Origin of the sequence: Pyxidicoccus trucidator (assembly GCF_010894435.1) — a bacterium.
Lineage (GTDB): Bacteria > Myxococcota > Myxococcia > Myxococcales > Myxococcaceae > Myxococcus > Myxococcus trucidator.
Window position 1 is genome coordinate 244,480 of record NZ_JAAIXZ010000007.1, and the last position, 15,191, is coordinate 259,670.

At 71.7% G+C, this 15,191-nt stretch carries 12 protein-coding genes; 7 read left to right on the top strand and 5 right to left on the bottom strand.

From position 1 onward, the window contains the following. The first annotated feature begins 245 nt into the window (after positions 1–245). Positions 246–2,042, top strand: coding sequence for a fibronectin type III domain-containing protein (locus G4D85_RS21205; RefSeq protein ID WP_205525639.1), 1,797 nt, complete (start codon positions 246–248; stop codon positions 2,040–2,042). A gap of 30 nt (positions 2,043–2,072) precedes the next feature. On the opposite strand, the gene G4D85_RS21210 is transcribed toward G4D85_RS21205, so the two are convergent. Further along, positions 2,073–2,477, bottom strand: a complete 405-nt coding sequence (locus tag G4D85_RS21210; RefSeq protein ID WP_164014740.1) for a hypothetical protein — start codon at positions 2,475–2,477, stop codon at positions 2,073–2,075. 339 nt (positions 2,478–2,816) lie between these two features. Here G4D85_RS21210 and G4D85_RS21215 point away from each other — a divergent pair, with 339 nt between their 5' ends. The 4 genes from G4D85_RS21215 to purL all read left to right on the top strand — a co-directional run bounded on the left by G4D85_RS21215 (position 2,817) and on the right by purL (position 9,704). Further along, a complete protein-coding gene (locus tag G4D85_RS21215; RefSeq protein WP_164014742.1) occupies positions 2,817–3,164 on the top strand; it encodes a YciI family protein in 348 nt (115 codons plus the stop codon). After that, positions 3,157–4,434, top strand: coding sequence for an RNA polymerase sigma factor (locus G4D85_RS21220; RefSeq protein ID WP_164014744.1), 1,278 nt, complete (start codon positions 3,157–3,159; stop codon positions 4,432–4,434). The genes G4D85_RS21215 and G4D85_RS21220 overlap by 8 nt, the downstream gene beginning before the upstream one ends. A gap of 12 nt (positions 4,435–4,446) precedes the next feature. Next, positions 4,447–5,664: a glycosyl transferase family 39 gene (locus tag G4D85_RS21225; protein WP_240359419.1), complete on the top strand. Its 1,218-nt coding sequence runs from the start codon at positions 4,447–4,449 to the stop codon at positions 5,662–5,664. A 131-nt stretch (positions 5,665–5,795) separates the two neighbouring features. Beyond that, entirely contained in the window at positions 5,796–9,704 is a 3,909-nt protein-coding gene (gene purL / locus G4D85_RS21230; RefSeq protein WP_164014746.1) for a phosphoribosylformylglycinamidine synthase, read from the top strand. Positions 9,705–9,758: 54 nt separating this feature from the next. Here purL and msrB read toward each other — a convergent pair whose 3' ends face one another. Further along, entirely contained in the window at positions 9,759–10,181 is a 423-nt protein-coding gene (gene msrB / locus G4D85_RS21235) for a peptide-methionine (R)-S-oxide reductase MsrB (protein ID WP_164014748.1), read from the bottom strand. A 208-nt stretch (positions 10,182–10,389) separates the two neighbouring features. Between msrB and G4D85_RS21240 the strand changes: the two genes are divergently transcribed. Next, on the top strand, positions 10,390–10,806 hold the full coding sequence (locus G4D85_RS21240; protein WP_164014750.1) for a CBS domain-containing protein: 417 nt from the start codon (positions 10,390–10,392) through the stop codon (positions 10,804–10,806). Positions 10,807–11,253: 447 nt separating this feature from the next. Then, the gene (locus G4D85_RS50340; RefSeq protein ID WP_275900308.1) at positions 11,254–12,738 is read left to right on the top strand and encodes a DUF7151 family protein; all 1,485 of its coding nucleotides are present in this window, start codon (positions 11,254–11,256) and stop codon (positions 12,736–12,738) included. Positions 12,739–12,881: 143 nt separating this feature from the next. Here the strand turns inward: G4D85_RS50340 and thrS are convergent, their stop codons facing one another. The 3 genes from thrS to G4D85_RS21260 form a co-directional block, all read right to left on the bottom strand. After that, the gene (gene thrS / locus G4D85_RS21250) at positions 12,882–14,084 is read right to left on the bottom strand and encodes a threonine--tRNA ligase (protein ID WP_164014752.1); all 1,203 of its coding nucleotides are present in this window, start codon (positions 14,082–14,084) and stop codon (positions 12,882–12,884) included. A 277-nt stretch (positions 14,085–14,361) separates the two neighbouring features. After that, on the bottom strand, positions 14,362–14,757 hold the full coding sequence (locus G4D85_RS21255; protein WP_164014754.1) for a hypothetical protein: 396 nt from the start codon (positions 14,755–14,757) through the stop codon (positions 14,362–14,364). Positions 14,758–14,939: 182 nt separating this feature from the next. Next, entirely contained in the window at positions 14,940–15,188 is a 249-nt protein-coding gene (locus G4D85_RS21260) for a hypothetical protein (RefSeq protein WP_164014756.1), read from the bottom strand. Between the last annotated feature and the right edge of the window lie 3 nt (positions 15,189–15,191).

The following is a 15,191-nucleotide window of genomic DNA, read 5'->3' on the forward strand; positions in this document are numbered from 1 at the left end:
GAGTCTCCATGCCTCGCGCCTCGCCCCGCACCTGCCGTGCACTCCTCCTGGTCGCGCTCGCGGCGCTTGCCGCGTGCGGCGGCGGGTCCACCGACGGGACCGACGATGGAGAAGCAGACAGCGGCCGAGGATTCGCCGGGGACGGAGGAGACGGTGGTGGAGCAGGCGGCGGCGATGGGGGTGGAGGAGACGGCGGCAGGGGAGACGGCGGCGGGGGAGACGGCGGCGGCGGAGACGGCGGCGGCGTGGCAGCGCCAGCCGCGCCCACGAACCTCGTCGCGCGGGCCACGAGCTCCCAGGGCGTGGAGCTCACCTGGATGCCGCCGTCCGGAAGCTTCACCGGCTTCGAGGTCGAGCGTTCCCTTGCGAGCGGCGGGCCCTTCGCGCTCATCGCGAGCCCACCTGCCTCGGCCCTGGGCTACGGCGATACGGGCCTCGCCACCGGGAGCACCTACTTCTACCGGGTGCGCGCGGTGAATGGCGCCGCCGCGTCGGCGTTCACCTCCGTCGTGGGTGTGAGCACGGCCGCGGCGGCGCCGCCCAACGCGCCGACCGGCCTCACCGGCGTGCAGGAGGTGGTTGCCTCCGCCGGCGTGGCGCGGCTCTCCTGGACCGACGCCGCGACCGACGAGACTGCCTACGAGGTGCAGCACTCCAGCGAGTTCATCTCCTGGGGCTCGACAGTCACGCTCCCCGCGGGCTCGACCGGCTGGGTGCACGAGAGCCCGGTCTTCGGCAGCAACAACTACCGCGTGCGGGCCGTGAGTGCCGCGGGCGCCTCCGCCTGGGTGCAGGTCGCCGTCTACAACGGCCCCATCGTCATCGCCACGTTGTGCCCGGCCACGGAGGGCACGTCGGCTTCCGCGCTGTCGCAGACCTCGCTCCGGCTCGGCTGGACCTGGAACATCTGCGGCGGCGTCGCAATCGAGCGCGCGCCGTCCGCCACCGGCCCCTGGGCCGAGGTGGCCCGCTTCGGCAACTTCGTCTTCGGCGGGCCGCCCAACGGCACGTGGGATGACACGGGCCTCGCGCCGGGCACCCCCTACCACTACCGGTTCCGCACGCTCCCCCTCTTCGCCCCCTCGCCCTCCGGCGGGCCGCCGTGGTCACCCTCGGGCTACACGGCGCCCGTCTCGGCGACGACGGAGTCGCCTGTCATCATCGTCGCCACGCCCACCGGGCTCACCGCGACAGTCACCTCCGCGACGAGCGTGAGCCTCGCCTGGACCGACGTGGCCCAGGACGAGACGGCGTACTCCGTGGAGTACGCCACCGCGGCGGCGGGGCCCTTCACCGAGGCCTTCCGCCTCGGCGCCAATATGAGCGTGACGAGCGTGAGCGGTCTCACGCCCGCGACGGCCTATTGGATGCGCGTGCGCGCGGTGAAGGGGACGACGAGCTCCGCGCCCTCCAACGTGGTTTCGTTCACCTCCGCGACCCGCGCCGTGCTGCGCACCACCGGTGACGCCACCGTGATGGAGAGCACCGCGCTGCTCGCCAACCAGAATGTGACGCTCCCCTCCGGACCGAATGAGGTGGGCTGCTTCTTCACCTGGACCATCGGCCCGGGCGGGCAGGCCCTCTTCCACAACTGTGGTGGTTCGGCGCTCCGGTTCGACACGGCGGCGCTCTCGGGGAGGAACGTGCTCGTGGCGGCGCTCGTGATGTACCCCTGCGCCCTCGCCCCCCACCCTGTGTCCGACGCGCGCTACCTGGTCCGGGCGCTCGCCGGGCCCTGGAGCCCGTCCACGGTGACCTTCAACACGCTGCCGCAGGTCTACCCGGCAGGCTCGTGGTGGCTGCCGGCGCCGACGGCCGGCGGCGCGCAGGCCTGGGACGTGACGACCCTCGTGAAGAACTGGGCGAGCGGGACCTGGGCCTCGAACGGCCTCTACGTGGGGCAGTCCCCCATCACGGATCGCGTGCCGAGCTGGGGCGGGCAGACCTGGGACAACCAGAACCAGGTCACGAGCTACTGCAGCCTCGAGCAGACGGGCGGCTCCATCGACTTCGTCCCGGCCCTGCACGTGGACTACCGGTAAGGGGATGGCCCCCCCGGCGCCGGCACTTCCTCACGGCGTGGAGTAGTCGACCGTCCCCGTCAGTCCCTCCACGTGCCCGCCGAGGGGCTCGAAATACAGCGTGAACGAGCGGCTCTCGCGGTGGAGGCGCGTCTGCATCTCGATCGATGCCGGCGACGCCGGAGTCACGGTGAGCTGCTTGTCGCCGTCGAGATCGCGGTAACTGACCCGCAGCGTCCCCTGGGTGATTTTCATGGTGAACTTCACCTGGGCGACGTGGTTCCTCGACTTCGTGTCGAACGCGATCGACGACGCGCGTCCGATTCGCTCACCGCTGAGCTTGCACTCCCACGGCTCGTGCGTGGCCATCATCACGCTCTGACAGGACGTCCGCGCGATGTCGTTCGGAGCGCAGGCGGTCAAGAGCGTCAATCCCAGCCAAGCGTGACGAGTCATGCGACGGGATTAGCTCCGCGGTGGTGTCGACACCAGTGTTTTGACAACCGCCGCCGCTGAGAACGTCCGAGGGCCGGAAGCCAGCGCTCCTTCCCAGGCTGGAACTCCCCACTGCGACACTCGCGGGCGCCTTCGGGGCCTATGAGGCCGTGGGCAATGCGTTCGGCCAGTCCGAGGTCCGCTGGCGGGGGCGCCTGGCGCGATGGTGGTGGGGCCTTTCAGCGGGCTGCCGGTAGAATCCGAGCGGGGGATGTCGATCCTTTTTCGCTCCCGCCGTCTTCATGGGTGAGTGCCCCGGAACAGTCCGGGCTCACACCTACCCACAACCTGGAGACACCCATGGCCCGCTACCTGATGCTGCTGCACGAGACGCCTGCCACCTACGCGAGCTGGTCGCCCGCCGACATGCAGGCGTGCGTCGAGGACTACCTCGCCTGGAGCGACCGGATGCGCAAGGAGGGGAAGATCCTCCAAGGCGAGAAGCTGAAGGACGAGGGCGGCCGCCGCCTCACGCGCCAGGGCGAGAAGGTGCTCGTGTCCGATGGCCCCTACGCCGAGGTGAAGGACATTGTTGGCGGCCTCTTCATCCTCTCCGCGGGCTCGTATGAGGAGGCCGTGGCCATCGCCCAGAGCTGCCCCCACCTGCGCTACGGAGAAGTCGAGCTGCGCGCCATCGACGATGTCTGACGCCGCTCGCAGCGCCCTGGAGACCGCCTTCCGCCGCCTGTCGCCCCAGCTCGTCGCCGCGCTGGGACGGCGGGTCGGCCCCGGGCGACTGGACCTCGCCGAGGATGCCGTGCAGTTCGCCATGCTCCAGGCCGCCCGCACCTGGGGATTCCATGGCGCGCCCGACCAGCCCCGCGCGTGGCTGCTGCGCGTCGCGTCCAACCGGCTGGTGGACCTGCTTCACCTCCAGTCCCGTGAGGCGCCCTCGGAGGACGCTGGCTCCGAGGAGTCCGGGCCCGTGGAGGACGCGCCGGAGCCACCGGCCTTCGCCGCCGAGCTTCCCGATGACGAGCTGCGGCTGCTCTTCGCCTGCTGCCACCCCGCGCTCTCGGAAGAGGTGCAGGTGACGCTCACCCTCAAGGTGGCGTGCGGCTTCTCCGTGCGCGAAATCGCGCTCGCCCTGCTGGCCGATGAGCCCGCCGTGGCCCAGCGTCTCGTGCGTGCGAAGCGGACCCTCCGCGAGCGGTGCGCGGCGCTGGAGGTGCCCGGCCCCGAGGAGCTGCCCGCGCGCCTGTCCTCCGTTCATCAGGCGCTCTACCTGCTCTTCAACGAGGGCTATGAGGCCTCGGGCGGCGAGGACCTGTCCCGCGTGGAGCTGTGCGAGGAGGCCCTGCGACTCGTGGAGTTGCTGCTCTCTCATCCCCGCACCGCGACGCATGAGGGCCAGGCCCTGGCCGCGCTGTTCTGCTTCAGCGCCGCCCGGCTGCCGGGACGGGTGGACGCGGAAGGAACGTTCGTTCCACTGGAGGCGCGGGGGCCCGGGGCGGTGTCGGCGGGGCTGTTCTCTCGCGGCGAGGCCCACCTGCGGGCCTCCATGGGCGAGGCGCTCACCGCGCTGCACCTGGAAGCGGAGATTGCGTTCCTGCATGCGCGCTCGGCGGGGCCGGACGCGGTGGACTGGCCTCGGGTCCTGGCGCTGTATGACGACCTGCTCGTGCTCAAGCCTTCGCCCACGGTGGCGCTCAACCGGGTGGTGGCGCTCGGCCGGGCCCGGGGACCCGGGGAGGCGCTCGCGGCCCTGGCGCCGCTTCGCTCGGAGCCCTCGCTGGTCCGCTACCCGTGGCGCTTCGCCGTGGAGGGCGCGCTGCGGGAACAGCTCGGCGAGCGGGGGCGGGCGGCGGATTGCTTCCGTCAGGCCGCGGCGCTGGCCCGGACTCCGCCGCAGCGGGAGTTCCTCCTGGCGCGGGCTCGCGCTCAGTCTCCCATTGCCGAGCCCGGCGACCGAGAGTAATTGCGGCGGGGCATGCGCGACGCGACGCTCTCCCGCTGGAAGACGCCTGGAGTCTGGCTCCTGGGCCTGCTCGCGCTCGGACTCGTGCTGAGCCACAAGACGCGGCTGGACGAGCCCAACCTCTACGCCCTCCAGGCCGAGGCGTGGCTGCAGGGGCGCATGGATGTCCCCCAGGGGCCTCATGACCTGGCGCTTCATGGCGGCAAGGCGTGGGTGCCCTTTCCCCCGTTCCCCTCCGTGCTGCTGCTGCCCATCGTCGCGGTGACGGGGCCCGAGCGCGCCCCGGTCCGCGCCGTCGCCGTGCTCCTGGCGCTGCTCGCGGGGTGGTCCCTGTGGCGCCTGCTCACGCGACTGGAGCTGCCTCCTCCGGAGCGCGCCTGGCTGGCCGCCGCGTTCCTGCTGGGCACCGGGTTCTGGTCCTGTGTCCTCTGGAGCGGCGGCGTCTGGTTCTTCGCACACGTGGTGGCCACCACCTGCCTGGTGCTGGCCGTCACCGAGGCGCTGGGCCGCGGGCGCGCGGTGCTCGTCGGGCTGCTCGCGGGGAGCGCCTTCCTCTCCCGGCAGCTCGCCGTCTACAGCCTGCTCTTCCTGCTGGTGGTGCTGTGGCGGCGCGCCGAGGAGTCGGGCCGGCGGCGACAGGTGCTCCAGGTCTTCGGCGGACTCTTCGGCTTCGGCCTCTGCGCGCTCGCGTACCTGGCCTTCAACGCCGCGCGCTTCGAGGGGCCCTTCGACACCGGCTACGCGTACATCCCCCTGGGCGACTACCTCCAGGCCCGCGTGGAGAAGTACGGCCTCTTCCACCCCGCGTACCTGCCCTTCAACTTCATCACCATGTTCCTGGAGGGGCCGCACTTCATCTTCTCCGCGCCCCGCCAGCTCCAGCCGGTGGCGGTGGATGGCATCGGCACCTCCCTCACCATCGCCAGCCCCTTCCTCTTCGTCGCGCTGGCGGCGCGCGGAAGCGGGACGGCCGTGCCGGTGCGGGCCGCGTGGGCGAGCGTGCTCCTCGCCCTGACGCACATGCTGCTCTACTACAACAACGGCTTCGTCCAGCTGAACGCGCACCGCTTCGCCCTGGACTTCCTGCCGGTGCTGATGGTGCTCGTCGCCCTCGGCGCGAAGCGTCTTCCGGCGGACCGCTGGAAGCCCCTGGTCGCCTGGGCCGTGGGCCTCAACTTCTTCGTGCTCGCCGTCTTTCCCTATCTGTCACGAGCCCTTCGCAGGCTCTGACGTACGGGCGGCTCCCACCGTGGCTCCTGCCCGTCCGTGCAGCGGGCAACCCGGCGTGAAGTCTTCACTCGCCGTGCCGACCCACGGTGATAAGGACGGCCCCGCTGTTACCCAGAGCCACTCCCATTCCCATGTCCAGCATGCACATCCTGCGTGGGGCTCCGGCCCTCTCTGAATTCCGGCTCGCCAAGCTCCTTGCCCGCTGCCGCGAGCAGGTGCCCTCCGTGTCGTCCGTCTACGCGGAGTTCGTGCACTTCATCGACGCCTCGGCGCCCTTCTCCGAGGGTGAGCAGGGCACGCTCGGCCGCCTCCTCGAGTACGGCCCCCGCGTGGCCCCCGGTGAGCGGACGGGCAGCCTGCTGCTGGTGGCGCCCCGGCCGGGCACCATCTCCCCCTGGTCCTCCAAGGCCACCGACATCGCCCACAACTGTGGCCTGGGCGACAAGGTCCGCCGCATGGAGCGCGGCACCGCCTTCTACGTCGCCGGCCCCGCCGGCCGCGCGCTGGAGCCCGCCGAGCTGGCGCGCCTGTCGCCCGTGCTGCACGACAGGATGACGCAGGTGGTGCTGGGCCGCCTGGAGGACGCCGCCGTCCTCTTCGAGGCGCACACCCCCCGGCCCCTCACCACCGTGGACGTGCTGGCCGGAGGCCGCGCCGCGCTGGCCACCGCCAACCGCGAGCTGGGCCTCGCCCTGGCCGACGACGAAATCGACTACCTGGTGGCCCGCTTCTCCGAGCTGAAGCGCAACCCCACCGACGTCGAGCTGATGATGTTCGCGCAGGCCAACAGCGAGCACTGCCGACACAAAATCTTCAACGCGTCGTGGACCATCGACGGCAAGCAGCAGGAACGCTCGCTCTTCCAGGCCATCAAGAACACCTACGCACTCCACCCGGAGGGCGTGCTGTCCGCCTACAAGGACAACGCGGCCGTCATCGAGGGCTTCGAGGTGGACCGCTTCTTCCCCCACCCGGAGTCGGGGGAGTGGGGCGCCGTGCGCGAGCCGGCCCACATCATGATCAAGGTGGAGACGCACAACCACCCGACGGCGATTTCTCCGTACCCGGGCGCCGCCACCGGCGCGGGCGGAGAGATTCGCGACGAGGGCGCCACCGGCCGCGGCGCCAAGCCCAAGGCGGGCCTCACCGGCTTCACCGTCAGCCACCTGCGCATCCCCGGCTTCGAGCGCCCGTGGGAGCAGCCCTACGGCAAGCCGGACCGCATCGTCTCGCCGCTGGACATCATGATTGACGGCCCGCTCGGCGGCGCCGCCTTCAACAACGAGTTCGGCCGCCCCAACCTCTGCGGCTACTTCCGCAGCTTCGAGGTGCAGGTGCCCACGCCCGAGGGCGTGGAGGTGCGCGGCTACCACAAGCCCATCATGATTGCCGGTGGCCTGGGCAACATCCGCGCGCCGCACGTGAAGAAGGGCCGCCTCCAGCCGGGGGACAAGCTCATCGTCCTCGGCGGGCCGGCCATGCTCATCGGCCTGGGCGGCGGCGCCGCGTCCTCCATGGCGCAGGGCGCGAGCGCGGCGGACCTCGACTTCGCCTCCGTGCAGCGGGACAACGCGGAGATGGAGCGGCGCTGCCAGGAGGTCATCGACCGCTGCTGGGCCATGGGCGACACCAACCCCATCCGCTCCATCCACGACGTGGGCGCGGGCGGCCTGTCCAACGCGGTGCCGGAGCTGGCCCACGACAATGATTTGGGCGGCCGGCTGGAGTTGCGCGCAGTGCCCAACGCCGAGCCCGGCATGGCCCCGGTGGAGATCTGGTGCAACGAGGCCCAGGAGCGCTACGTGCTCGGCGTGGCCCCGGAGGACCTGGCCCGCTTCGCCGCGCTGTGCGAGCGCGAGCGCGCCCCCTTCGCCGTGCTGGGTGACGCCACCGGCGAGCAGGTGCTGAAGGTGGGCGACACGCAGTTCGGCAACGCCCCCATCGACCTGCCCATGGACGTGCTGTTCGGCAAGGCGCCGCGCATGCACCGCGACGTGAAGTCCCGCCCGCTGGCCCTGCCGCCGCTGAAGCTGGACGTGCCGCTGAAGGACCTGGCCGAGCGCGTGCTGGGCCACCCGACGGTGGCGGACAAGTCCTTCCTCATCACCATCGGCGACCGCACGGTGTCCGGCCACGTCAGTCGAGACCAGATGGTGGGCCCATGGCAGGTGCCGGTGGCCGACTGCGCCGTGACGCTGTCCACCGTGACGAGCACCACCGGCGAGGCCATGTCCATGGGCGAGCGCACGCCGCTGGCCATCGTCGACGCGGCCGCCTCCGCCCGCATGGCCGTGGGCGAGGCGCTCACCAACATCGCCTCGGCCCGCATCGGCAAGCTGTCCGACGTGAAGCTGTCCGCCAACTGGATGGCGGCGGCCGGCAGCCCCGGCGAGGACGCCAACCTCTTCGCCGCCGTGCACACCGTGGGCATGGAGCTGTGCCCGGCCCTGGGACTCACCATTCCCGTGGGCAAGGACTCCATGTCCATGCGCACCGTCTGGGAGGAGCAGGGCGCGCGCAAGGCCGTGACGTCTCCGGTGTCGCTCATCATCTCCGCCTTCGCCCCGGTGCTGGACGTGCGCCAGTCGCTCACGCCGCAGCTGGTGGAGGTGGCGGGGGACACGCGGCTCTTGTTCCTGGACCTGGCGCGCGGCCGGCAGCGGCTGGGCGGCTCGGTGGCGGCGCACGTCTACGGGCAGGTGGGCCCCGAGTGCCCCGACGTGGAGGACCCGGCCCTGCTGCGCGGCTTCTTCGCGGCGGTGCAGGCCCTCAACTCCGAAGGCCGGCTGCTGGCCTACCATGACCGCTCCGACGGCGGCCTGTGGGCGACGCTGTGCGAGATAGCCTTCGCCGGCCACTGCGGCCTGGACGTGGACGTGTTCTCCCTGGGCAGCGACGGGGTGGCGGCCCTCTTCAACGAGGAGCTGGGCGCGGTGGTGCAGGTGCGCACGGCCGACGTGGCGCGCGTGCGCGAGGTGCTGGGACAGCACGGCCTGGCGGCGCACTGCCATGACCTGGGCCGGCCCACGGCCGCGCTGGAGGTGCGGGTGCGCCACGGCGGCGGCACGCTGCTGGCCGAGAGCACCACGGCCCTGCGCCGCGCCTGGTCCCGCGTCAGCTACGAGATGCAGCTGCTGCGCGACAACCCCGTCTGCGCCGAGCAGGAGTTCGCCGCGAAGTGCGACGCGACGGACCCGGGCCTGTCCCCGCTGCTCACCTTCGACCCGACGCATGACGTGGCCGCGCCCTTCGTCGCGAAGGGCGCCCGGCCCCGCGTGGCGGTGCTGCGCGAGCAGGGCGTCAACAGCCAGCAGGAGATGGCCGCCGCCTTCACCCGCGCGGGCTTCGCCGCGGTGGACGTGCACATGAGCGACATCCTCGCCGGGCGCGTGTCGCTGAAGGACTTCCAGGGCGTCATGGCCTGCGGTGGCTTCTCCTACGGAGACGTCATGGGCGCGGGCGGCGGGTGGGCGAAGTCCATCCTCTTCAACCCGCGCGCCCGGGACGAGTTCGCCGCCTTCTTCTCGCGGCCGGACAGCTTCGGCCTGGGCGCCTGCAACGGCTGCCAGATGATGTCCCAGCTCAAGGACATGATTCCGGGTGCCGAGCACTTCCCCCGCTTCGTGCGCAACGCCTCCGAGCAGTTCGAGGCGCGCCTGACGCTGGTGGAGGTGGCCGACACGCCGTCCCTCTTCTACCGGGGCATGGCCGGCAGCCGGATGCTCATCGTGTCGTCGCACGGCGAGGGCCGCGCGGAGTTCCCCAGCGACGCGGACGCCGCGCGCGTCAACGGGCTGGGCTTCGTCACCACCCGCTTCGTGGACAACCACGGCCGCGTGACGGCCACGTACCCGGCGAACCCCAACGGCTCGCCCCATGGCATCGCCGGGCTGACGACTCGCGACGGGCGCTTCTCGATTACGATGCCGCACCCCGAGCGCGTGCACCGCTCCGTGCAGCACTCGTGGCGGCCGCGCGAGTGGGGCGACGACGGCCCGTGGATGCGGATGTTCCGCAACGCCCGCGCCTGGCTGGGCTGAGCGTCACGGCACGGGCCGCGAGGGTGCGGCCCGCCCGGTTTGCTGCCCGCGCGGCTAGGCCTTCACGAGCTCCAGCGGCTGCCCTTCGGGCACGTGCTTCATCGCCACCGAGTTCATGCAGTAGCGCAGGCCCGTGGGCGGCGGGCCGTCCGGGAAGACGTGGCCCAGGTGCCCGTCACACCGCGCGCAGCGGACCTCGGTGCGCACCATTCCGTACGAGCGGTCATGCACCTCCGTCACCGAGTCCGTGTTCAGCGGCTGGGTGAAGGACGGCCACCCGGTGCCGGACTCGAACTTCGTCCCCGCCTTGAACAGCGGGTTGCCACAGCCGGCGCACACATAGGTGCCAGGCGTCTTCGTCCCCAGGAAGCAGCCCGAGCCGGGGCGCTCCGTGCCGTGCCGGCGGAGGACGTCGTACTCCTCCGGGCTCAGGCGCTTGCGCCACTCGTCGTCGCTGAGGGTGAGCTTGTCCGCCATGCCGTCATGCTCCTTTCAGGCCCCGGGAACGCCCCGGGAGCTTCTTGGATGCGCATCCTGCCCTGCCGTCGCGCCCGGTGGGCAACCAGGCGGGTGTCGCGTTGTCGACTGCCCTGCTCAACAGTCGTGTTCCGGGCCCCTCCAGCACGTGCCCCCCGTGGCATCCAGGGTAGGTTCGAGGGGACGTCTCGCAGAGGAGGCAACACCGATGCGGATTGGCGAGTTGATGACGAAGAACCTGGAGACCATCGAGGCGGCCGAGCCCGTGCGCGTCGCCGCGCTGAGGATGCGGACCTGCAACATCGGCTCGCTCCCCGTCATGGAGGGTGGGCAGCTCGTGGGCATGCTGACGGACCGGGACATCACCGTGCGCTGCACCGCCATGGGCCAGGACCCCAACACCACCTCCGTGCGGGAGGCCATGACGGCCAACGTCATCACCTGCGAGGCCGATGCGACGCTCGTGGAGGCCGAGCGGCTGATGGAGGACAAGATGGTGCGCCGCCTGGTCGTCGTCGACGGACAGCGCAACCCCGTGGGCATCCTCAGCCTGGATGACCTGGCCACCGTGCCCGAGGAAGTCCTCCACGCGGGCGTGGTGCTGGAGCGCCTCCAGAAGGCCTGACGCCTTCACTTCCGCCCGCCCGCCTTCCGCGCGGGCGGGCGCCGGCCTCCGTCAGCCCCGGTGGCTCCCACCAGGCGCGGCGGGGGCACGGTGACGCAGGGGCGGCGTGTGGGAGTCGCTCCGCTGCGCTGCCCCTTCCAGACTCTTCATCCGGTATGTCCCGCCCTGGCGCCTGGCGTGTAGGAGTCGTTCCGCTGCGCCGCGCCACCCATCCAGGCGCCTCAGTCGGTGTGGCCGCCCCGGCGCCTGGTGTGTAGGAGGCGCTCCGCCACGCCGCGCCGCCCCTTCCAGACTCTTCAGCTGGTGTGTCCGCCCTGGCGCCTGACGTGTGGGTCGGTCCAAAATGCCTGGTCGACGTTTTTGGGCCTGTGCGCGGCCTCGCACCGGTTCCCACTGCGCTGGCCGCGCTTCATGCCGGACCGTGCGCTCTTCTTCACGGGGGTTGGTATGCGCGTCCTTTCGTCGTTCTGTGTTCTCGGAGTGCCGGTGCTGCGGGCCACGCTCGTGGTGGGCCTCCTGGGCATGACTGCCTGCAAGGGGGGCGAGGGCGTGGAAGGGGCCGTGGGGCCACCGGGGCCCCAGGGACCCGAAGGTCCTCCGGGGCCCGCGGGCGGGCCTCCCGGGCCCCAGGGACTGAACGCGCTGATGCTCACCACGCCGGAGCCCGCGGGGGAGAACTGCGCCTTCGGCGGCGTGAAGATGGAGGCCGGCATCGACGCCGACCGGGACGGGGCGCTGCGGGAAAACGAGGTGAACGCCGCGAACACGCGCTACCTCTGCAACGGTGTGGCGGGTGCGGTGGGGCCCCAGGGGCCGCAGGGCCTGGTGGGGGCCACGGGCCCGCAGGGTGAGCGCGGCGAGACGGGAGCGGCAGGGCCGATGGGGCCGCAGGGGCTCCGGGGGGACATCGGTCCCGAGGGCCCGCGCGGTGCCACGGGGGATGTGGGCCCGGCGGGGCCCACCGGTTCCACGGGCGCGCAGGGGCCGCAGGGGGAGCATGGCGCGCTCGCGCTCTACGGGGACGGCTCCGCCGGGGACCTCACCCTCTTCTCCTCCAGCCCGTTGCGGAACCTGGCCATTGGCTACGGCTCGCTGCCGGGTGGCGCCAACCTCATGTTCCGCAACGTGCGCATCGACGGCACCCTCATCGTCGCGAGCGGGACGGTGATTCGTGCCACCGGTGACATCATCATCGGTCCGACAGGCATCATCGCCGCCAACTCGGAGCCGCAGGTGCAGAGCGTCAACCCGCCGGGAACGGGCCTCGCCATCTCCGCCGCGGGAGGCTACCAGGGCGGCCGGGGCCTGGACCTGGGCCGGTCCGCGCTGCTCACCCGCTTCGACCTGCGCGGCGGCGGCGGAGGCTTCCGCCCGATGGCCCATCCCACCTTCATCTCCGGCGGCGAGGCCGGCGGACGCATCATCCTGGCCGCGCGGGGCAACGTGACGGTGAACGGCACCATCGAAGTCGATGGCCGCAACGCACGGAACACCGGTGCCGCCGGGCAGGCGCTGGCGGGCGGTGGCGGTGGCGGTGGCGGTGTGGTCTCCATCGTCTCCCGCGGCACCATCACCCTGGGCTCGAACGGCTTCATCCGCGCCAACGGAGGCAATGGCGCCAACGGCGTCTCGGGCGTCAGCGGCACGCTCTACGGCGCGGGTGGCGGTGGCGGTGGTGGCATCGTCCAGTTCCTCACGGCCAACACGCCCGTCATCGCCAACGTCGCCAACATCCAGGTGGCCGGCGGCGCCGCGGGCACGCCGGCCGTCCAGGGCACGGCCACCTCGCTCGTCGCGGGAGGCGGTGGCGGCGGCTCGGGCGGAGATGGAGGAGAGGGCACCTTCGCGCTCACCAACGGCGCCGCCGAGGCGGGCACGACGGGAGACACCAACACGACTGTCACCCCGCAGCCCGAGCTCCTCTTCTACTGAGCGGTGCTCCTGGCGCTCCGGCGAGGTGCGGGGGCGTGCCCCGCGTGCGGGAAGGTGCTTCGGCGGCACGCGCGCCCTCCGGGGAGCGCCGGCACCCGGACAGCCCGCCCCTCCACATGGGAAGGGGCGGGCCGTCCCTCGACTCAGGCCTCCGCCGCCGGACGGCACGCGGCGACCAGCTCCGCCACTGCCTCGTCCCACGGCAGGTCGCGCTGGGCACCGTCGCGCTGGCGCAGGCGTACGCCGCCGGCCTCCACCTCGCGTTTACCCACCACCACCAGCCACGGCGCGCCGACGCCGTGCGCGTCGACAATCTTCCTCGACAGCGACTCGCCCCGGACGTCCGCCCGGGCACGGCAGCCCGCCTCGCGCAGCCGGGCGGAGAAGCGCTCCGCGTAGTCCCCGGCGGCGTCACCCACCGACGCCACCACCACCTGCTCCGGGGCCAGCCACGCCGGCAGCGCACCGCCGTGGTGCTCCAGCAGCACGCCGATGAAGCGCTCCAGGCTGCCGAGCAGCGCACGGTGAAGCATCACCGGACGGACCTTCGCACCCGAGGCGTCCACGTAGCGCAGGTCGAAGCGCTCCGGGAGCACCAGGTCGAGCTGAATCGTCCCGCACTGCCACGCGCGCCCCAGCCTGTCTTTCAGCACGAACTCCAGCTTGGGCCCGTAGAAGGCGCCCTGGCCCGGCTGCATCAGGCACTCCAGCCCCGCCTCCTTCGCGGCGGACAACAGCCACGCCTCGGCCTTGTCCCAGACGGAGTCCTCACCGGCGCGCACCTGGGGCCGGCTGGAGAAGGCCACCTGCACGTCGTCGAAGCCGAAGCCCGCGTAGAAGTCCTTCAGCGAGCGCGCGAAGCGGACCACCTCCCGCTGCACCTGGTCCTCGGCGCAGAAGATGTGGCCGTCATCCTGCGTGAACTGGCGTAGGCGGAACAGGCCGTGCAGCGCGCCACCCGGCTCGCTGCGGTGCACGAGGCCGAACTCACCCAGCCGCAGTGGCAAGTCCCGGTAGCTGGGCGCCATGCGCTGCACGATTTCGATGTGGCCCGGGCAGCTCACCGGCTTCAGCGCGAGGTGCCGCTCTCCGTCCGGCACGAGGAACATATTCTCGCGGAAGTTCTCCCAGTGGCCGCTGCGCTCCCAGAGGGGCTGCGCGTAGAGCTGCGGCGTACGGACTTCGCGGTAGCCCTCGCGCTCCATGCGGCGGCGGACGTGCTCCTCCAGCAGCCGGTACAGCATCAACCCGCGGGGGTGCCAGAACACCATGCCGGGGGCCTCTTCCTGCAGGTGGAAGAGGTCCAGGCGCTGGCCCAGCGAGCGGTGGTCGTGTTCGTCAAGCATGTGCGTCTCCGTTTCGGAAGTGGTGAAAAGCCCATCCGGACGGAGCGCTGAAGCGAGCGCACGGTTGCCCCGGCCGGAGAAGGCGGGGCAGGGAACCGTGCGTTCGTCAGCTCACCACGCGACGCGCACCGCTCCACGCCCGCCGAAGCGAGTCGTGGTGGTGGTCGCAGTGGTGAAATTGACGATGCTCACGCTGAACAAGGTGCAGGCCCGCGCACGGAAAGTCAAGTCGACCTCCAGGGCTGGAGGGCGCCCGAGCGCGGGCCCACGGAGTGCCTCAGTAGAGCCAGCGCAGCTTGGGGGAGAAGCTGTTGCGGCCGCAGGTCAGGAGGCCGGTGGCGCCGCCCGAGCAGCACTGCTGCTCCGCGCCCTCGACGGAGCAGGACGTGCCTGCAAGCGAGGTGCACGTGGGCAGGCCCGAGCACGTCGCGGGACAGGCGGTGAACACGCCGTTGCAGGTGACGCCCTGGTAGTTGGTCGAGGAGCAGGTGGTGCCCGAACAGGAGACGGACTGCCCTCCATTGCACAGCGCGGTACAGGTCGCGAACTGGGAGACGGTCGCTTGCTCACCCATCTCGGGCGCCGCTCCGGCTTCCGTCTCCGTGGCTGCGCCTCCACAACCCAGGAGGGAGAGGCTGAGGAACGCCACCAGCACCGCGAATGAATGCTTCATGAGAAGACCCCGGCAGGTTGGAGGGAACCGGCCCAGGGTATTCGAGTTACTGGTGCAATGACAGACGCCCGGGGCTCTGGACCCACGCCAGCGCGGAGGCGGTGCGCGGTGGGGGCGGCGCGGCGTCGCCCCTCACTCGCGGGTGGGCCCCGGGGCGGTGCGCGCCCCCGAGGCCCCGGACATCACGGACAGGCCCAGCCGGCGCTCGTGCAGAAACAGGAGTAGGTGTTCGTCCCGAAGCAGCAGCTCGTCGTCAGGCCCCGCTTCCCACAGTACGTGAGGTCGAGGTCATCGCAGTGCGGAGTGCCGGCGGCACAGAGCGCGTCGGTGGCCGTTCCGAAATCCTCGGGGAGGACCTCGGCGTCGGCTCCGCCACAGCCCAGCAGGGAGGCACCGAACAGCACCGCCATCGCAACAATGGAACGCTTCATGGG